Below are 17,310 nucleotides of genomic sequence, written 5' to 3' on the forward strand. Positions count from 1 at the left end.
GATGACCACCCAGAGCACCTCCGTCGAGCGGATTCTGGGCTTCGGCACAGACTCCGGGCATACGTTCGGCACCGTTGAGATCGCCTATGAGACCTTCGGCACGCTCAACGCGGATCGCTCCAACGCGATCCTCATCGAACATGCCCTGACCGGCGACACAGAGGTCACCGAATGGTGGTCGGGTGTCGTCGGGCCCGGCGAAGCCGTGGACACGGACGAGTACTACGTGGTGTGCGCGAATTCGCTCGGCGGCTGCTCGGGCACGACCGGTCCGCAGTCGATCTACGACGACGGACTCGCCTACGGCTCCCGCTTCCCGGCCGTGTCGATCAGGGATATGGCCAGGCTCGAGCACAATCTTGCGCAGATCCTCGGCATCGACTCCTGGGCGGCGGTGATCGGCGGCTCGATGGGCGGGGCCAGGGCATTGGAATTCGCCCTGCTGGACAGCCGGAAGGTGCGCAAGTGCGCGATCCTGGCCGCACCGGCCTTCTGCGAGGCCGACCAGATCGCCTGGGCGATGATGCAGGAGCGCGCGATCGAACTCGACGCCGACTACTATTCGGGCGACTACTCGGCCGTGGGTCGATTCCCGTCCCAAGGGCTCGGTCTGGCCCGTCAGATCGCACACCTGACCTACCGCAACGACGCCGAACTCAATGAGCGCTTCTCCCGTCGCCTGCGCGCCGAGGACTACTACGAGGTGACCTCGTACCTCGACCATCAGGCGAAGAAGCTGACCGCACGCTTCGATCCGCACAGCTACATCGTGCTCACCCGGGCGCTGCGCGACCACGATGTGCGCCGCGGTCGTTCCACCGACCTGCGCACGGCGCTGGCGGATGCCTGCACGGACAATCTCGTCGTCTCCGTGTCCTCGGACCGGCTGTTCCCACCGCAGCAGGTGAGCATCCTCGCCGAGGCCCTGCCCGGCAAGGTCAGCCACGAGGTCATCGAATCAGCCGTCGGCCACGACGGATTCCTCACCGAGACCGAGAAGGTCTCCGCGGTACTGCGGGACTTCCTCGCCGCCTGAGGAGGCCCGCGACACGCGCAGAGCCCCCCACAGCCGAGTGGCTGTGGGGGCTCGATACGTGAGTCCTGCTGTGGAATCCTACTTCGATCCGGCCTTCGCCGCCTGTTTCTCGGCCTTGCGCAGCTGCTTCTCGTCGACGGGGAAGTCCTGCTTGGCCCGGGCCCGACGGTAGTAGTCGGCCGCCTCGTTCTGACGCTGCGCCTCGATGCCGGTGGCGATCGTGGCCCGACGGTGCTCGTCCCCGTAGCCGAAGGCCTCGACGAGGTCGAGAGCGTTGGCGGCGAGTTTCGCGCAGAGGCGGTTGAGGGTCTCGTTGATCTGCCGCGCCCGCGACATCGGCAGGCGACCGTACATCAGATGCCAAGCCATGTGCTTCTCGATGAGACCGAGGCCGTAGGTGTCGCGCAGGCGGCGGAAGACCTTCGCCTGGTCGGCGTCGGTCTGCTCCCGCATCTTCTCGTCGAGGGCCTTCCACTTCTCCAGCTCCACATAGGCACGCGCCATCTCGATGAGTTCGTGCTGGTGGGTGTTGAACAGATCCGCAGCCTTGTCCGCCGGCATCTTCGTCGCCGGGCGCAGCGCCTGGGCGACGCCCGAGACCATGACGTCGAGGCGGGTCTCGAGCAGCGTGCGCTGCAGGCGACCCGAACGGATCCGCTTCTCACCGAGGTTCGGGGTGAAGGCGTCTGAGATCGCCCGACCGGCATTGGCCAGGCCGGTCCGGTAGAGCGTGTGCTCGGCGGCCTGCGTGCCGATGAAACGCGCGGCACCGCCGACGTCGAGGTGAGCGAACTCCTTCGCATAGTCACCGAGGAGGCGCTTGGCCACGAGCTGCAGAAGCACCGTGTTGTCGCCCTCGAAGGTGACATAGACGTCGAGGTCGGCACGCAGCCCGACCAGCCGGTTCTCGGCCATGAATCCGGCACCGCCGCAGGCCTCGCGGCATTCCTGGATCACGTCGAGGGCCATCCATGTCGAATCGGCCTTGAATGCCGCGGCCCGGGTCTCGAGCAGGGCGCGGTTCTCCTCGGAGTCATCAGCTGCGGAGAAGACCTCCTCGAACGAGGTCAGCAGCTTCTCGTGGGCGAATGCCGAGGCGTAGACGGCGGCCAGGGCCGGCATGAGACGGCGCTGATGCTGTCCGTAGTCGAGCAGCGTGGTCTCGGCGAAGTCGTCACCGGCGGTGAACTGCTTGCGCTCGAGGCCGTAGCGCACGGCGATGTCGAGCGCGATCTTCGAGGCGACCACGGAGGCGCCGTCGAGGGACACGCGTCCCTGCACGAGGGTGCCGAGCATGGTGAAGAAACGGCGTCCGGGCGACTCGATGGGGGAGGAGTAGGTGCCGTCGGCGGACACGTCGCCGTAGCGGTTGAGCAGATTGCTCCGGGGGACACGCACAGAGTCGAAGGCGATGCGGCCGTTGTCGACGCCCTTGAGACCGCCCTTGTATCCGTCGTCCTCGATCGTGATCCCCGGCTGCGGGTCGCCGGCCTCGTCGCGGACCGGAACGAAGAACGCATGCACCCCGTGGTTGACCCCGGCGGTGATGAGCTGAGCGAAGACCACCGCGGCGCGGGCGTCCCGGGCGGCATTGCCGATGTACTCCTTCGTCGCAGCTCGGAAGGGTGTGTCGATGACGAATTCCTCGGCCGCAGGATCAAAGGTGGCTGTCGTGGCCACCGAGGCGACATCCGAACCGTGCCCGATCTCGGTCATGGCGAAGGAGCCCAGGAGGCGCCCCTCCTGGGCGTCGAGCAGCCACTTCTCGTGCTGCTCGGCATCGCCGAGGTGGAGGATCGCGCCGCCGAAGAGTCCGAACTGCACGCCGGCCTTGATCTGCAGGCTGGGATTGGCCGTCACGGTCTCCTCGAACCCGGCGACGTTCGTCGCATGTTCGTTCCGCCCGCCCATCTCCGGGGGCAGTCCCGTCAGCGGCAGACGGGTCTCGGCCATCATGCCCACACCGGTGAGGGTCTTCGCCCGCGCGGTCTCGAGGTCATCGGCCGGATCGTCATGGGTCGTCGGGTCCAGGGCCAGGCTCCGACCTTGGCGGCGGGCTTCGGCCCATCGTCCGTCGAGAACGTCGTTGATGGCCTGTGGGTTCAGAGACAGCTTCATTCTTCTTCTCCTCGTTGTGCGGGCAGGGATGCCCAGAGCCAGTGGCTGATGGTGGTGGCGAACTCTTCGGGACGGTCGGGCCGGGACAGCCAGGTCTCGGTGGCTGCGCGGACGAATCCGATGGCACCGGCCGACCACAGCTGGGCCCGTTCGCCGCTGAGGTCGAGGCGTTCGGCCAGCAGTCCGGCGATCGAATTGAAGAAGCCGCCGGTCTCCTCGGGGGCGAAGCGGTTGACCGCCGTGTCGCAGAAGCGGTAGACGTTCGGAGACTCCCCGGCGAGCCTGACGAAGGCGCGGATCATCGCCGCCAGGGACTCCCGGGAGTCGGCGGACGGATCCGTGCCCGCCGATGCGGCCGCGGCATCGTCGAGGGAACGGACGATGACACCCATCGCCCATTCGCCCATGGCCGCCTGCAGTCCGGCCCGGTCCGTGAAGTACCGGTAGAGCACGGACTTCGTCGTGCCCGAGTGCTCGGAGATCTGGTCCATCGACAGTTCGTCGCCGTATTCGTCGACGACGGATCGGACCGCACGCAGCAGTTCGCGACGACGCTCATCGCGGTGCTTCTGCCACCTCGTCGAGCGCCCGTCTGTGATCGATTTCATGGAACAGACGGTATCAGGTACTGTCGGTATCAGCTAAATCCAACACTCGGAGGTGCACATGTCCACTCCCCAGCAACGCGCCGTCATCCTCGGCGGCAACCGCATACCCTTCGCACGCTCGAACAAGCAGTACGCGAAGGCCACGAACCTCGATATGCTCACCTCGGCGATCGACGGGCTCGTGGCCCGCTTCGGTCTGGCCGGAGAGAACATCGGCGAGGTCGCAGGAGGCGCGGTCCTCAAGCATTCGAAGGACTTCAATCTCACCCGCGAGGCCGTGCTCGGCTCCGCCTTGGCCCCGACGACGCCGGCCTTCGACCTCGGTCAGGCCTGCGCCACGGGACTCGAAGCCGTGGTCAGCCTCAACAACAAGATCAACGCCGGCCAGATCGAATCCGGCATCGCCTCCGGCGTCGACTCGGCCTCCGATGCGCCGATCGTCATCAACGACTCGATGCGCGAGATCCTGCTCGAGCTCACTCGGGCCAAGACCATGGTGGCCAGAGCGAAGATCGCCGCTCAGATCCGGCCCGCCTACCTCGCCCCGCAGGCGCCGTCGACGGGCGAGCCCCGCACGGGTCTGAGCATGGGCGAGCACCAGGCGATCACCACCGCCGAGTGGAACATCAGCCGGCAGGCCCAGGACGAACTCGCCCTGGCCTCCCACCGGAACCTCGCCGCGGCCTGGGATTCCGGCTTCTTCGACGACCTCACCACCGCCTACCTCGGCGTCAGCCGGGACACGAACCTGCGTGCGGATTCGACCATGGAGTCCCTGGCCAAACTCAGCCCCGTCTTCGGCAGGAAGCTCGAGACCGAGGCGACCATGACCGCCGGCAATTCGACCCCGCTGACGGACGGCGCCTCGTCGGTGCTGCTCGGCAGCGAGGACTGGGCGGCCGAACACGGCTACACCCCCTTGGCCCGCCTCGTCGACGCCGAAGCCGCGGCCGTGGACTTCGTCGACGGAGCCGAGGGCCTGCTCATGGCTCCCGCCTACGCCGTGCCGCGGCTGCTGGCACGCAACGGCCTGACCTTCGCCGACTTCGACGTGTTCGAGATCCACGAGGCCTTCGCCTCCACCGTGCTGTCGCATATGGCGGCCTGGGAATCCGAGGAGTTCTGCAGGGAGAAGGCCGGACTCGACCACGCTCTGGGCACCATCGACCGCGACAAGCTCAACCCGCTGGGCTCGAGCCTCGCCGCAGGTCACCCCTTCGCCGCCACCGGCGGGCGCATCATCGCGACCACGGCGAAACACCTGAAGACCACTGGTAAGAAGAGGTCGCTGGTCTCGATCTGCGCCGCAGGCGGCCAGGGACTCACCGCGATCGTGGAGGCAGCATGAAAGACACCTATCTCTCCCTCGTCAACGGACCGCTGAAGCAGGTGGCGAAGACCCTCGGACTGCCGCAGCCGGTCGAACTCAACCGCTTCGGCTCCACCCCGGAGGACTACCTCAACAAGCCGGTCCTCGTGCTCGGCACCGGGGCCGGCGCCCAGGGGCTGGCCGACCTGCTCCTCGAAAACGGCCTCGAGGTGCGAAGGAACGCGCAGACAGGCGAGAAGCTGCGGGCGATCATCGCCGTCCTCGACGAAGCGCAGTCACCGACCGAGCTCTCACCCATCGTCCTCGAAGTCGGTGCGGCCCTGCGATCGCTGGTCGCCTGCGGACGCGTGGTCACGATCTCCGCTGCGCCGGACGCGGGCAGCCAGAGTCCGGACCAGGCCGCAGCCACTCGGGGCATCACCGGCTTCACCCGGTCCCTGGCCCACGAGATGCGCGCCGGCGGCACGGCTAACGGCATCCTGCTCGACGGCGTCGACCTCACCGCCCCGTCGGTCGCCTCGGCCCTATGGTTCCTGCTCTCGGGCAAATCCGCCTACGTATCCGGGCAGTTCCTCACCGTGTCCTCGGACGCGGGCGAGCGACTCAGCCTGGACGCGTTCATGTCCACCGGCGGCGACGGCCCGCTCGCCGGGCGCAGCGCAGTGGTCACCGGCGCGGCCCGGGGCATCGGTGCGGCGATCGCCCGCAACCTCGCCCGCGACGGAGCACACGTCATCGGCGTCGATATGCCCCAGGCCGGTCAGGCTCTGGCTTCGGTGATGAACGAGATCGGCGGAAAGTCCGTCCAGCTCGACATCACCGCCGCCGATTCGGCGGAGAAGATCGCCGAGGCGGTCGGGGCCCCCGTGGACATCCTCGTCCACAATGCCGGCATCACCCGCGACAAGATGCTCGCGAACATGGATGCCGCGCGGTGGGATTCGGTGATCGCGGTGAACATCGCCGCTCAGACGACGATCAACGCACACCTGGCCGAGGCGGGTCTCTTCGCCGACGGCGCCCAAGTGGTGTCGCTGGCCTCGACGTCGGGAATCGCCGGCAACCGGGGGCAGACGAACTACGCGACCTCGAAGGCCGGCGTCATCGGGCTCACGGCCGCCTCGGCGGAATCGTTCTCCACACGCGGCGGGTCGATCAACGCCGTCGCACCCGGCTTCATCGAAACGGACATGACTGCGAAGATGCCCGCGCTGACCCGGCAGGTCGCCCGGCGGCTGTCGAGCCTGCAGCAGGGCGGTCACCCGGTCGACGTCGCCGAGGCCATCGGATTCCTCGCATCGAGCGGTGCTCGCGGCATCAACGGCGAGACCCTGCGCGTGTGCGGGCAGAACATGGTGGGTGCATGATGGCGGATTCGATGCTTCCGATCTATGCCCGCGCACTGCTCAAGACCCTGCCTGTCGGGCCGCGGACGAGTCCGGACCTGCCGGATCGATCCATCGACCGCAGTGTCCCGCTCGAACCGGTCGCCTACGCCGGATTCGCCCATGTCGTGGGACAGACCCTGGACGACATCGTCCATCCCGGGTACCTGCACATCCTCGGCTTCCCGCTGAGCATGCAGCTGCTGGCCGACCCCGAGGTTCCGCTGCCGATGATGGGCATGGTCCACATCCACAACCGGATCGACATGCTCGGTCCCGCCCGCCTCGGCGAGGTCGTGGACTTCCATCTCGAGCTCGCCGGCCCCTTCGAGCACACGAAGGGCACGACGGTCGAGATCCGCGTCGAGGCGAGGGTCGAGGGCAGACCGGTGATGAACGAGGTCTCCACCTATCTGGCCAAGGGCAGGAAGCTGCCGGGGGCCGAGGCGAAGGCGCAGACTCCCCACGCAGAGTTCACTGCGCCCCGTCCGAGCGCACTGTGGCGACTGGATCCGATCATCGGACAGCGCTATGCGCGGGTCTCCGGCGACTACAACCCGATCCACCTCAACGGCCTGGCCGCCAAGGGTTTCGGGTTCCCGCGGCAGATCGCGCACGGAATGTACAGTGCCTCCCGGGCGCTGTCGGCGATGGATCCCCGTCTGGAGACCTATCGCTGGGACGTGTCGTTCGCCAAACCGATCCTGCTGCCCGCGACGGTCGGCTACGCGCTGACCGAAGGGCGGCGCCACGAGGCCGCGCGATCGGCCGTCTTCGACCTCCGAACAGGCAAGCCGCACGTGCTCTCGCAGGTGGCACACCTCGGAGAATGATCCGATAAGTGGAGTGCGTCACAAATGCCGATTTCGATTTTGCGACACCGAAGCTCGCATGTAGAGTTATCTCTGTTGCCAGCGCGAGTGGCGGAATTGGTAGACGCGCTAGCTTGAGGTGCTAGTGCCCAACTTATCGGGCGTGGGGGTTCAAGTCCCCCTTCGCGCACAACGAGGAGATGGCCTCCGGATTCGATCCGGAGGCCATTTTCGTGTCCCACGGGGAAACGGCGGTCCGTCGGTTCTCGGACACGGGGTCGGCGGCCGGCCCACGGCCCAGCGTGGGATACGGTGGTGTATGTCACCCGGGTCGCGGCGTCGCCGCGTGATCCGATCACCGTCGATGGGAGTCCTCGTGTTTGATTTCAGTGCCGCCGAGGCGGAGGTCACCGAACTGTGTCGCCAGCTCATCCGCATCGACACCCAGAACTGGGGCGGGAACCGGGCGAATCCCGAGCTGCCGGCCGCCGAACTGATCTCCTCGTGGTTCTCCGAGGTGGACCTGCGCTCCGAGATCATCGAATCCTCCCCGGGCAGAGCCAGCCTCGTGACCCGCGTCAAGGGTTCGGACCCGCAGGCTCCCGCACTCGTCGTGCACGGTCACACCGATGTGGTGCCGGCAGCGGCCGAGGACTGGAGCGTCGACCCCTTCGAAGGGGTGATCAAGGACGGACTGCTGTGGGGCCGCGGAGCCGTGGACATGAAGGACATGGACGCGATGATCATCGCAGCGGTGCACGAGATGATGCGACAGGGTCTGCAGCCCAGACGGGACCTCGTCATCGCCTTCTTCGCGGATGAGGAGGCGGGCAGCAACTACGGCGCCCGCTACCTCGTGCGCAACCGTCCCGAGCTCTTCGCCGGGGCCACCGAGGCGATCTCAGAGGTCGGAGGCTACTCCGTCGACATCCGCGGCCAGCGGGTCTACCTCATCCAGACGGCGGAGAAGGGGCTGGCCTGGCTCAATCTCGTCGCCCACGGCACCGCCGGCCACGGCTCCCAGCGCAATGACGACAACCCGGTCACCAGGCTCGCCGCGGCGATCGCGCGGATCGGCAGCCATCCCTGGCCGCAGGAGATCCCCCTGGCCACTCGGAAGCTGCTCGAAGGGGTCGCGGAACTCACCGGGATCGAGTTCCGCTCCGAGACGATTCCACAGCTGCTGGCCGAACTCGGCTCGGTCGAGAAGTTCGTCGCCCCGACCCTGCAGAACACTTCGAATCCCTCGTTCCTCGACGCCGGGTACAAGCACAACGTCATTCCCGGCACCGCCACCGCCTTCGTCGACTGCCGGACGCTGCCGGGACAGCATGAGGATGTCATGCTCAAACTCAAAGAGCTCGCGGGCGAGGGCATCGACATCGAGGCCGAGGACGAGGGCGAGTCGCTCGAAGCGCCGTTCGACACTCCGCTGGTGGCGCAGATGAAAGCGAGCCTGCTCGCCGACGACCCCACCGCCACGGTGCTGCCCTACACTCTCTCGGGAGGCACGGACAACAAATCCATGGCCGAGATCGGCATCACCGGCTACGGCTTCGCACCCCTGCAGCTGACCGGCGATCTCGACTTCCCGGCCATGTTCCACGGTGTCGACGAGCGGGTGCCGATCTCCGCCCTCAAGTTCGGGACCCGCGTCCTCGGCGACTTCCTGCTGAAGGCATGATCGTCACGACGATGCCGACGAGCACTCCCGCGGCGCTGACGACCGTCGTGGCGCTGACCAGGGAGCCTTCGATGGGCGTGAGCAGATCGAGCAGAAGGGCGCCCATGAGGTTGCCGAACAGCGAGAAGAGGCTGAGCAGGAGCACCCCGAGGCGGGCGACCGTGAGCGCGGTCAGCCCGATGAAGACGACGCCGAAGGCACCGCCGAGGAGGATCCACCACTGATCGGGCTGCGCCGGAAAGCCGCGCCAGGGGACCCCGGTGAGCAGGAGGACGGCGGAGACGAGCGCCATCGCGGCGGTGCCGACGGCGAAGTTCACCGTCGTCGCCACGACCGCCGACTCCGTCGCGGACCTGATGCGGCCGTTGCAGGCCTGTTGGACCGCGGTGAGAGCCCCGGAGGCGAACGGCAGCAGCGGCGCCCACAAGGGGACTCCGAGGAGGAGGCGCTCCCTGGCTCCGCAGGCGAGGGCGGCGAGGACGATGACGACGCCGAGGATGCGCAGTGCGCTCGGCCGCTGCCGACCCCCGGGCGGCAGTTCGGTCGAATCGACGATGAGGCCGCCGGTGACCTGGCCCGAGACGAATGCCATGGTGAACATCGCCACGCCCATGATCGGCACCGTCGAGGCCTGTGCGATGACGACGAGTCCGCCGCTGAGGCCTCCGAGCAGCAGCCACCAGGGCAGCGAGCCCTGCCGCACCAGCTCGGCGAGTTGGGCGGCCGCCGACCGGGCTCGGGGGGAGGCGGTCAGGGCAGCGCCGACGAGCACGAACCCGACGAGGAACGAGATGAGCGCGGCGAAGACCGCATGCCCGAGGACCGGGCCGAGCAGACCGTTCGCGCGCCCCTGCAAGGACATGGCCGCCCCGGCGACGACGGTGACCAGACCGGCCCCGAGAACAGGAACGAGGGACGGGGACCTCACCGGTGTGCGATCAGCTGCTCAGCGTCAGCGGCATGATCTTGCGGCGCAGCCACACCGTGCGCACGCCGCCGACGGAGATCCGAGTCCGGGCGAGCTCCCATTTGCCGTATTCCGCCTCGTCGTTGAGCTCCTGCAGGCTGACAGAGCGAGGGACATCCTTGGAGAACGAGACCTTGCGGAACTCGTAGGTCATACGTGGACGCTGACGTTTCATAGACCCACCCTAGACGATCTGGGCTAATGTTGAGGGCATGCCCGTCATCGTTCTTCTGCGGCACGGCCTCTCGAGTGCCAACTCCTCCGGAATACTGGCCGGACGTGCACCCGGTGTGTTCCTGACCGAGGAAGGGGTGAGCGCGCTCGAGGCGAATCTGCAGCTGCTGCCCAACCGTTCCTTCACCCGGCTGCTGCATTCTCCTCTGGAACGCTGTGTGCAGACCGCGGAGATCGCGCGGCAGGTCGCGGACTTCGGCTCGGTCGACGTCGACCGGGCCGTGATCGAACTCGACTACGGCGACTGGACAGGACGGTCCCTGCAGGACCTGGGGCAGGAGCCCCTGTGGGCCACCGTGATCGAACGAGCCTCGCAGGCCCGGTTCCCCGGAGGCGAGTCCATCGCCGAGGCGGCCGACCGATCCGTCGGACGCGTTCGAGGACTCGTGGCCCAGATGCGCGAGGAAGAGCCGGAGGAGACCCGGCAGTGGGCGATGATCGTCTCCCACGGGGACATCATCAAGGCCGTCATCGCCGATGCACTCGGCATGCCGCTCGATGACTTCCAGCGGCTGAGCGTCGCACCGGGATCGTTCACCGTGATCGACTACTCGGGCCCGCGACCGGTGCTCGCGGCGATGTCGGTCACAGCCGCGGGGCTCGCACAGTCGGCAGCCGTCGGAGGCGGCGGCCTGCGGTGAACCGATCAGACCGCGGCGAGGACCCCGGTGCCGAGCAGGATGTAGAGGGCGATGCCCAAGGCGACCCGGTACCAGACGAAGATCCCGAAGGACCTCGTCTTCACATAGCCGAGGAACCAATGGATGACGAAGAGCCCCAGGACGAATGAGATGAGTGTGGCCAGGATCGTCGGCCCCCATCCCAGAACCATCTCGTCGTCGCGGCCGAGAGTCTGCGCGACACCGTAGAACCCGGAGCCGAGGACGGCCGGGATCGCGAGCAGGAACGAATAGCGGGCCGCCGACGGACGGTCGAATCCCATGAACCGGCCGGCCATGATCGTCCCGCCCGAGCGTGACACGCCCGGGATGACCGCCAGCGCCTGTGCGAAGCCGAAGAGGATGCCCTGACCCCACTTCATGTCCTCGAGTGTGCGCTCCTTCTTCCCGGCCCAGTCGGCAATGCCGATGATGAGGCCGAAGACGATGAGCATCGTCGCGGTGATCCACAGGCTGCGCAGCGCACCCTCGATGTAGTCCTGGAACAGCAGACCGATGACGACGATGGGGATCGAACCGACGATGATCAGCCAGCCCAGCCGCACCTCGGGGTCCTTCCGGTCGTGCTTGCCGACCAGTGCCTTGCACCACTTCGAGATGATCGTGACGATGTCACGCCAGAAGTAGACGACGACGGCCGCTTCGGTGCCGATCTGAATGATGGCGGTGAAGAAGGCACCGGGATCCGAGCCCGGGAGCATGAACTCGCCGACGATGCGCACATGCGCCGAGGACGAGATCGGCAGGAATTCGGTGAGCGCCTGCACGATTCCGAGCACAGCGGCGACCAGCCAGTCGTACATACGACTCCTTGAGAATATGGGATGGGGTGGGAACGCAACCACGGTAGTCGCCGGATCGGGTAACCTCAAGAAGCATGAAGCACCAACGCCTCGGCACCACCGGTCTGGAAGTCAGCGATGTGGGTCTCGGGACCTTCGAATGGGGGCACCGGGTGGACGCCCGGGCCGCCCAGCGTCTCGTCGACGACTACAACGGTGCAGGTGGGAACGTCATCGAGCTTCCCAGCTCCGGCCATTTCGCCGCTCAGGTGATCTCACAGCTGAGACTTCCCGAAGAGATGCTGGTGGTGGCCCGCACGGGCGTGTCCATGAGTGAGCCCGACCACATCGAGGTCGGCCTCGGGCGGTCGCGGATGCTCTCGCAGGTCGACTCCATGCTGCGGACGACGGGTCGCGAGCACCTCGATGTGCTCGTCCTCGACGTCTTCGACGCCGAGGTCGACAGGGCCGAGACCGCCTCGGCGATCGACACCCTGCTCACCCTCGGAAAGATCCGCTACGTCGGCGTCTCCCACCACACAGGCTGGCAGCTGGCGGAGATGCGCGGAGCAGGAGTGCCGATCTCCTGCGCCGTGGCCGAATACTCACTGCTCAATCGCGAGGCCGAGGACGAACTCATGCCCGCCGCGGACTACGCCGGCGTCGGCCTCATCGCGGGCGCGGGACTCGGGAGAGGCGTGCTCACCGACAAATACCGCAACGCGACACCGCAGGACTCCCGTCTGACCGGCGAGCTGAGCGACTACGTGGGAGCCTACCTCGACGACCGGTCGAATCGGGTGCTCGCCGGAGTCCGCAAGGCCGCGACCGCACTGGGCGTGTCGACGACCGATATCGCGCTGGCCTTCAATCGGCATCGCGGGATCGCCTGCTCGCTGGTCTCGGCTCGCACTCCCGCTCAGCTCGCGGAGGTCACCGGCAGCGAGGTCGCGCTGGCCGATGAGATCGCCGAGGTGCTCGACCAGATCTCCTGAGGCTCAGTCGTCCTCGTCATCGAGGCCGAAGTCGTCATCATCGTCCTTCGCGTCCTCGACGTCGTCGAAGAGTTCGAAGGGAGTCACCTCGTCGAAAGCGGTGTAGATCGCGTCTTCATAGATTTCGAACGCGTCGGCCAAAGCCATATAAGCGGCTTCGACTCGGGAGTCTTGGTCTCCGGTGCGGTGTGCGGATGCAGCGTAGTGCTCTCTCACTGCTTCGAGGAATGCGTCCAGGGCCTCACGAGGATCAGTGCTCATGACTCAAATGTAACCCAGGCCGGAGTCACATGTAAGTGTTTGGACTAGGCTGAAGGAATGGCAGCTCTGTACGACCACCCCGCACCGGATCGTTTCGTCGTCGGCACCATCGGCCTGCCCGGAGATCGGACGTTCCTTCTGCAGGCCAAGTCCGGCAATTCGCTGACGACGGTGGTCGTGGAGAAGGAACAGGTGGAGATTCTGGCCGACCGGATCACCGAGCTGCTCGACATGGTCATGATCAAGGATCCTGCGGCGCGGGTGCCGCAGACGGCCCTGGACGAGCGCATCGACAATGCCGGGCTCAATGTGCCCATCGAACCGGAGTTCCGCGTCGGCACCATGAGCCTGGGCTGGGACACGGTCGAACACGAGCTCGTCATCGAATGCTTCGAACTCACCGAGGCCGACGCTCAGGCCGGCACTTCGGCCGACCCCGATGACGACGAGGTCGAACGTGAAGTCCTGCGCATCGTCCTCGACGCGGCCGGGGCTCGGGAATTCGCCCGCCGCGGCGAACAGGTCGTCGGAGCCGGACGCGGTGACTGCCCGTTCTGTTCGCTCCCGCTCGAGCCCGAGGGCCACCTGTGTCCCCGCGCCAACGGAATTCCGCGCGCCTGAACCGATATGGACGATGCCTCTCTCCTCGACGCGCTGACAGCGGGGGACTGGACCGAGATGGGTTCGATCCCGCGGGCCAGCAACGACACCCGGCTGCTCGTGCTCGACCATTCGGGTCGGGCGCTCAAGGCGGTGTACAAACCCATCGCCGGGGAACGGCCTCTGCATGACTTCCCACCCGCCAGCCTGGCCCTGCGCGAGGTGGCGGCCTACCGCCTGAGTGCCGCCCTCGGCCTCAGCGTCGTCCCGCCGACGGTGCTGCGCGATGACCTGCCCGCGGGGCGCGGCTCCCTGCAGGCCTATGTCGAGGCCTCGGGCGACGAGGAAGCTGTGACATTGAGCACGGTGAATGCGATCCCTGCCGATCACACTCCGATCTTCGCGCTGCGCACCGAGGACGGCCGCGATCTCGTGCTCTCCCACGCCGTTTCCGAAGGTCTGCGGGCGATCGCCTTCTTCGACCTGCTGGCCAACAACGCCGATCGCAAGGCCGGACACGTCATCACCGGCAGCTGCCTGCCGAGCACTGCGACCGAGGACATCGGCACCTTCGGCATCGACAACGGTTTGACCTTCCATACCCAGGAGAAGCTGCGCACCGTTCTCTGGGGATTCTCCGGCACCTCGTTCCAAGCGGAGGAGATCGACGCCCTCGAGGAAGTCGCCCGGATGGACACGGCGCTGGAGTCGGCACTCGCCGATTGCCTGTCCGCGGCCGAACTGAGGGCCCTGGCCGACCGTGCTGAGACACTTCTCACCGGTGAGTTCTTCCCCGAGGCGCCGACGGATCGCACCGTCATCCCCTGGCCGCCCATCTGAGGAGGACGGGCAGGCTGCCACACCACGTCGAGCTCGCGCCGAGCCGCGCGCGCACCGGTCGGGGACAGAAGTGCCCTCGGGCTGAGACTCGGTTAGGCTGGTTGCCGTGAAGTCATGGCCCGAACCTCAACTGCCCCGTCTGACCAGCACCGGAAAGGTGCCCACGGTCTTCGACACGAGCACCCGCAGCCCGCGCCGGCTGCGCGGCAGCGAGCAGACCGCACGCCTCTATGTCTGCGGAATCACCCCCTACGATGCGACGCATCTCGGACATGCTGCCACCTATGTGGCGTTCGACCTGCTCAATCGCATCTGGCGCGACGCCGGCCTCGAGGTCGTCTACGTCCAGAACACGACCGACGTCGATGATCCCCTCCTCGAACGTGCGAACGCGACGGGAGTCGACTGGCGGGAGCTCGCCGCCTCTCAGATCCAGCTCTACCGTGAGGACATGGAGGCCCTGCGGGTCATTCCGCCCCAGAGCTTCATCGGAGTCGTCGAGACAGTGCCCGAGATCGCGGCCGCCGTGGAGGAACTCGTCGCCGGGGGAGCGGCGTACACGCTCGACAACGGCGATGTCTACTATCGGGTGTCGACCCCGATCACCCCGCCCTTCGGCACCGTCAGCCACGACGACGCCGCGACCATGGCGGAACTCTCGGCCGAACGCGGCGGTGACCCGGACACGCCGGGCAAGGAGGACCCCATCGATCCGCTGCTGTGGAGCGCCGAACGTGAGGGCGAACCGTCCTGGGACGGAGGCTCCCTCGGACGCGGGCGCCCAGGCTGGCATGTCGAATGCACCGTCATCGTCGACAAGTACGCGGGCCTGCCGGTGGATGTGCAGGGCGGCGGCAACGACCTCATCTTCCCGCACCACGAGATGAGCGCAGCGCATGCCGCGGCCTGGCGGGAGGTCCCGATGGCGAAGACCTACATGCACACCGGCATGGTCGGTCTCGAAGGCGAGAAGATGAGCAAGTCCAAAGGCAACCTCGTCCTCGTCTCAGAGCTGCGCGAACGCGGGGTCGACCCCATGGTCATCCGCACCGTCATCCTGGCCAACCACTACCGCAGCGATTGGAGCTTCTCCGAAGACCAACTCGAGACGGCCACGGCCCGGCTCAGGGCCTGGCGACACGCAGCGCGCTGCGAATCCGAATGCAGGGAAGGGCTGCGCGGACACATCATCGGCCTTCTCCGGGAAGCTCTGGCCGACGATCTCGACAGCCCCCGGGCACTCGGCATCCTCGACGAATGGGCCGAGCACTACGCGGACTCCGAAGCAGGCGACGTCGATGACATCAGCGGTGACAGGATCGCCGACGCCGTCGATGCGCTGCTGGGCATCCGCCTGCTCGGCTGAGGCCTCAGCCGAACCCCGGCGTCACTTCTCGCGGCCGCGTTTGCGCAGGTAGCGTTCGAACTCGGCCGCGATGGCGTCCCCGCTGGCTTCGGGCAGGTCGGCGGAGTCGTTGAGCTCCTCGAGACCCTTGACGAGATCCACCAGATGCGGATTGAGGGAGACGAGCTCGTCGGCGCCGAGCTCCCACGCGCGGCTCTCCTCTTCGAGCACATGGATGTCGATCTCGACCGAGGCATACCGTTCGACCGCCTTGACCAGCGCCAGCTCCGCCTTCGGCGAGGGAGATTCCGCGAGGTAGTCCGGCACTCCCACCCACAGGTTGATCGCTCGCAGACCTCGCCATCGGCAGGCGACGCCGAGGAGCCCGAGGATGCCGATCGGCCCCTCATAGGCATTGGCATCGATATCGAGTTCGGTCGCCAGGTCCGGGTCCTCGGTCGTGGCCACGACCGGCAGCGGACGAGTGTGCGGCACCTCGGCATGCAGTCCGCCGAGCAGGACCACGGAGTCCTCGGGGCCGACCTGAGCGAGGACGAGGGAGAGGAACTCCCTCCACTTCAGCCCCGGTTCGTGACCGTGGATGACGGTGATCGGGAGCTCACCGAAGCGGCCGCGGTGCACGGCGACCCCGGGCCAGGCGATCGAGGCCGTCCCATCCTCGTCGCGGACGATCTCCGGCTCGGAGAAGCGGAACTCGTAGAAGCCGTCGGTGTCGAGGATTTCACTGTCGGCCAGCTGCCAGACCTCGATGAGGTCCTTGACCAGCGAGCTCGCAGCTTCGGAGGCATCGGCATCCTGACCTTCGAAGGCGATGAACACGAGTGCCCCGGACCCGGATGGAAGAAAGCTCATGATCCAAGACTACGCTGGGTGTATGACGAATCCAGCCACAGTCCTGTGGGACATGGACGGAACCCTGGTCGACACCGAGCCGTACTGGATCAGGGCCGAGACCGAACTGATGCACGCCCACGGGCTGCCCTGGTCCGAGGAGCAGGGACTCGAATTCGTCGGCAACGAGCTGCTCACCTCCGCGACGATGATGCAGGAGGCCGGTCTCAGCCTGCCGGCGCCTCTGATCGTCGAGACCCTCATGGATGCCGTCATCGCGCAGATCCGGACCTCCGTGCCGTTCCGTCCCGGAGCGCTCGAGCTGCTGGCCGAACTCAACGCGGAGCGGATCCCATGCGTGATGGTCACCATGTCCTACCGCCCGCTCGCCGAGGCGGTCATCGCCAGCTGTCCGCCCGACAGCTTCGTCGGACTCGTGGCCGGCGACGAGGTCTCGGCAGGCAAACCCGATGCCGAGCCCTACCTCCGGGGCGCCGCCCTGCTCGACCTCGATCCGGCGGACTGCGTGGCTCTCGAGGATTCGAAGCCGGGCCTGGCCAGCGCCGAGGCGGCCGGAACCATCGCCGTCGGAGTGCCCCACCTCGTCGATCTCGAGCCTCGCCCTGGCCGGATCCTCTGGCCGAGCCTGGTCGGCCACGGGGTGGAGGATATGCGCCGACTGGTCGGGGTCCGCTCGGCTTAGGTGTACTTCCTCGACACGTTGTGAACGGTAGTTGAAACACAACGAAGACCTCCGATACCGATATGGGTAACCACACTC

18 protein-coding genes and 1 tRNA gene are annotated in these 17,310 nt (G+C 67.0%); 12 read left to right on the forward strand and 7 right to left on the reverse strand.

The genetic code is table 11. The features are described 5' to 3' along the window. The first annotated feature begins 1 nt into the window (after window position 1). Window positions 2–1,036, forward strand: a complete 1,035-nt coding sequence (metX, locus tag IIE29_RS08990) for a homoserine O-acetyltransferase MetX (RefSeq protein ID WP_209324893.1) — start codon at window positions 2–4, stop codon at window positions 1,034–1,036. Window positions 1,037–1,114: 78 nt separating this feature from the next. Here the strand turns inward: metX and IIE29_RS08995 are convergent, their stop codons facing one another. Then, window positions 1,115–3,154 (reverse strand): acyl-CoA dehydrogenase family protein, encoded by a 2,040-nt coding sequence (locus tag IIE29_RS08995; RefSeq protein WP_209324894.1) that lies wholly within the window; start codon window positions 3,152–3,154, stop codon window positions 1,115–1,117. Continuing rightward, window positions 3,151–3,762, reverse strand: a complete 612-nt coding sequence (locus tag IIE29_RS09000; RefSeq protein ID WP_209324895.1) for a TetR/AcrR family transcriptional regulator — start codon at window positions 3,760–3,762, stop codon at window positions 3,151–3,153. The genes IIE29_RS08995 and IIE29_RS09000 overlap by 4 nt, the downstream gene beginning before the upstream one ends. A 58-nt stretch (window positions 3,763–3,820) precedes the next feature. Between IIE29_RS09000 and IIE29_RS09005 the strand changes: the two genes are divergently transcribed. The 5 genes from IIE29_RS09005 to IIE29_RS09025 all read left to right on the forward strand — a co-directional run bounded on the left by IIE29_RS09005 (window position 3,821) and on the right by IIE29_RS09025 (window position 8,973). Further along, complete coding sequence (locus IIE29_RS09005; RefSeq protein WP_209324896.1) at window positions 3,821–5,110, forward strand: acetyl-CoA C-acetyltransferase; 1,290 nt, start codon at window positions 3,821–3,823, stop codon at window positions 5,108–5,110. Next, a complete protein-coding gene (locus IIE29_RS09010) occupies window positions 5,107–6,459 on the forward strand; it encodes a 3-oxoacyl-ACP reductase (protein WP_209324897.1) in 1,353 nt (450 codons plus the stop codon). The genes IIE29_RS09005 and IIE29_RS09010 overlap by 4 nt, the downstream gene beginning before the upstream one ends. Continuing rightward, window positions 6,456–7,310, forward strand: a complete 855-nt coding sequence (locus tag IIE29_RS09015) for a MaoC family dehydratase (protein WP_209324898.1) — start codon at window positions 6,456–6,458, stop codon at window positions 7,308–7,310. The genes IIE29_RS09010 and IIE29_RS09015 overlap by 4 nt, the downstream gene beginning before the upstream one ends. Before the next feature lie 81 nt (window positions 7,311–7,391). Then, window positions 7,392–7,479: transfer RNA gene (locus IIE29_RS09020), tRNA-Leu, on the forward strand. Window positions 7,480–7,653: 174 nt separating this feature from the next. After that, window positions 7,654–8,973, forward strand: coding sequence for a M20/M25/M40 family metallo-hydrolase (locus IIE29_RS09025; protein WP_209324938.1), 1,320 nt, complete (start codon window positions 7,654–7,656; stop codon window positions 8,971–8,973). Here IIE29_RS09025 and IIE29_RS09030 read toward each other — a convergent pair. Next, window positions 8,927–9,901 carry a DMT family transporter gene (locus IIE29_RS09030; protein ID WP_209324899.1) on the reverse strand — a complete coding sequence of 325 codons (975 nt, stop codon included), beginning with the start codon at window positions 9,899–9,901 and terminating at the stop codon, window positions 8,927–8,929. The two genes, IIE29_RS09025 and IIE29_RS09030, sit on opposite strands and share 47 nt — an antisense overlap. Window positions 9,902–9,911: 10 nt before the next feature. Next, window positions 9,912–10,094, reverse strand: coding sequence for a DUF5703 family protein (locus IIE29_RS09035; RefSeq protein WP_135540909.1), 183 nt, complete (start codon window positions 10,092–10,094; stop codon window positions 9,912–9,914). 58 nt (window positions 10,095–10,152) lie between these two features. Here IIE29_RS09035 and IIE29_RS09040 point away from each other — a divergent pair, with 58 nt between their 5' ends. Next, complete coding sequence (locus IIE29_RS09040) at window positions 10,153–10,815, forward strand: histidine phosphatase family protein (protein WP_209324900.1); 663 nt, start codon at window positions 10,153–10,155, stop codon at window positions 10,813–10,815. Between the two features lie 5 nt (window positions 10,816–10,820). On the opposite strand, the gene IIE29_RS09045 is transcribed toward IIE29_RS09040, so the two are convergent. Next, window positions 10,821–11,657 (reverse strand): undecaprenyl-diphosphate phosphatase, encoded by an 837-nt coding sequence (locus tag IIE29_RS09045; RefSeq protein ID WP_209324901.1) that lies wholly within the window; start codon window positions 11,655–11,657, stop codon window positions 10,821–10,823. 74 nt (window positions 11,658–11,731) lie between these two features. Here IIE29_RS09045 and IIE29_RS09050 point away from each other — a divergent pair, with 74 nt between their 5' ends. Beyond that, window positions 11,732–12,631, forward strand: a complete 900-nt coding sequence (locus IIE29_RS09050; RefSeq protein WP_209324902.1) for an aldo/keto reductase — start codon at window positions 11,732–11,734, stop codon at window positions 12,629–12,631. A 3-nt stretch (window positions 12,632–12,634) separates the two neighbouring features. Here IIE29_RS09050 and IIE29_RS09055 read toward each other — a convergent pair whose 3' ends face one another. Next, window positions 12,635–12,892, reverse strand: coding sequence for a hypothetical protein (locus IIE29_RS09055; RefSeq protein ID WP_209324903.1), 258 nt, complete (start codon window positions 12,890–12,892; stop codon window positions 12,635–12,637). Between the two features lie 57 nt (window positions 12,893–12,949). Between IIE29_RS09055 and IIE29_RS09060 the strand changes: the two genes are divergently transcribed. The 3 genes from IIE29_RS09060 (at window position 12,950) to mshC (ending at window position 15,698) form a co-directional block, all read left to right on the forward strand. After that, window positions 12,950–13,513, forward strand: coding sequence for a DUF3090 family protein (locus IIE29_RS09060; protein ID WP_209324904.1), 564 nt, complete (start codon window positions 12,950–12,952; stop codon window positions 13,511–13,513). Window positions 13,514–13,519: 6 nt separating this feature from the next. Beyond that, the gene (locus IIE29_RS09065; RefSeq protein WP_209324905.1) at window positions 13,520–14,332 is read left to right on the forward strand and encodes an SCO1664 family protein; all 813 of its coding nucleotides are present in this window, start codon (window positions 13,520–13,522) and stop codon (window positions 14,330–14,332) included. Window positions 14,333–14,438: 106 nt separating this feature from the next. Beyond that, on the forward strand, window positions 14,439–15,698 hold the full coding sequence (mshC, locus tag IIE29_RS09070) for a cysteine--1-D-myo-inosityl 2-amino-2-deoxy-alpha-D-glucopyranoside ligase (protein WP_209324906.1): 1,260 nt from the start codon (window positions 14,439–14,441) through the stop codon (window positions 15,696–15,698). A 21-nt stretch (window positions 15,699–15,719) separates the two neighbouring features. On the opposite strand, the gene IIE29_RS09075 is transcribed toward mshC, so the two are convergent. Beyond that, window positions 15,720–16,550: a proteasome assembly chaperone family protein gene (locus IIE29_RS09075; protein WP_209324907.1), complete on the reverse strand. Its 831-nt coding sequence runs from the start codon at window positions 16,548–16,550 to the stop codon at window positions 15,720–15,722. A 22-nt stretch (window positions 16,551–16,572) separates the two neighbouring features. On the opposite strand from IIE29_RS09075, the gene IIE29_RS09080 reads away from it, so the two are divergent. Beyond that, window positions 16,573–17,232 carry an HAD family hydrolase gene (locus IIE29_RS09080; protein WP_209324908.1) on the forward strand — a complete coding sequence of 220 codons (660 nt, stop codon included), beginning with the start codon at window positions 16,573–16,575 and terminating at the stop codon, window positions 17,230–17,232. Window positions 17,233–17,310 lie beyond the last annotated feature (78 nt).

Source organism: Brevibacterium renqingii, from assembly GCF_017808095.1.
GTDB classification, from domain to species: Bacteria; Actinomycetota; Actinomycetes; order Actinomycetales; family Brevibacteriaceae; genus Brevibacterium; species Brevibacterium renqingii.

Coding starts and splice junctions, on each gene's coding strand:
- metX (WP_209324893.1), top strand. CDS start 2: ATGACCACCCAGAGCACCTCCGTCGAGCGGATTCTGGGCTTCGGCACA.
- IIE29_RS08995 (WP_209324894.1), bottom strand. CDS start 3,154: ATGAAGCTGTCTCTGAACCCACAGGCCATCAACGACGTTCTCGACGGA.
- IIE29_RS09000 (WP_209324895.1), bottom strand. CDS start 3,762: ATGAAATCGATCACAGACGGGCGCTCGACGAGGTGGCAGAAGCACCGC.
- IIE29_RS09005 (WP_209324896.1), top strand. CDS start 3,821: ATGTCCACTCCCCAGCAACGCGCCGTCATCCTCGGCGGCAACCGCATA.
- IIE29_RS09010 (WP_209324897.1), top strand. CDS start 5,107: ATGAAAGACACCTATCTCTCCCTCGTCAACGGACCGCTGAAGCAGGTG.
- IIE29_RS09015 (WP_209324898.1), top strand. CDS start 6,456: ATGATGGCGGATTCGATGCTTCCGATCTATGCCCGCGCACTGCTCAAG.
- IIE29_RS09025 (WP_209324938.1), top strand. CDS start 7,654: ATGGGAGTCCTCGTGTTTGATTTCAGTGCCGCCGAGGCGGAGGTCACC.
- IIE29_RS09035 (WP_135540909.1), bottom strand. CDS start 10,094: ATGACCTACGAGTTCCGCAAGGTCTCGTTCTCCAAGGATGTCCCTCGC.
- IIE29_RS09040 (WP_209324900.1), top strand. CDS start 10,153: ATGCCCGTCATCGTTCTTCTGCGGCACGGCCTCTCGAGTGCCAACTCC.
- IIE29_RS09045 (WP_209324901.1), bottom strand. CDS start 11,657: ATGTACGACTGGCTGGTCGCCGCTGTGCTCGGAATCGTGCAGGCGCTC.
- IIE29_RS09050 (WP_209324902.1), top strand. CDS start 11,732: ATGAAGCACCAACGCCTCGGCACCACCGGTCTGGAAGTCAGCGATGTG.
- IIE29_RS09055 (WP_209324903.1), bottom strand. CDS start 12,892: ATGAGCACTGATCCTCGTGAGGCCCTGGACGCATTCCTCGAAGCAGTG.
- IIE29_RS09060 (WP_209324904.1), top strand. CDS start 12,950: ATGGCAGCTCTGTACGACCACCCCGCACCGGATCGTTTCGTCGTCGGC.
- IIE29_RS09065 (WP_209324905.1), top strand. CDS start 13,520: ATGGACGATGCCTCTCTCCTCGACGCGCTGACAGCGGGGGACTGGACC.
- IIE29_RS09075 (WP_209324907.1), bottom strand. CDS start 16,550: ATGAGCTTTCTTCCATCCGGGTCCGGGGCACTCGTGTTCATCGCCTTC.
- IIE29_RS09080 (WP_209324908.1), top strand. CDS start 16,573: ATGACGAATCCAGCCACAGTCCTGTGGGACATGGACGGAACCCTGGTC.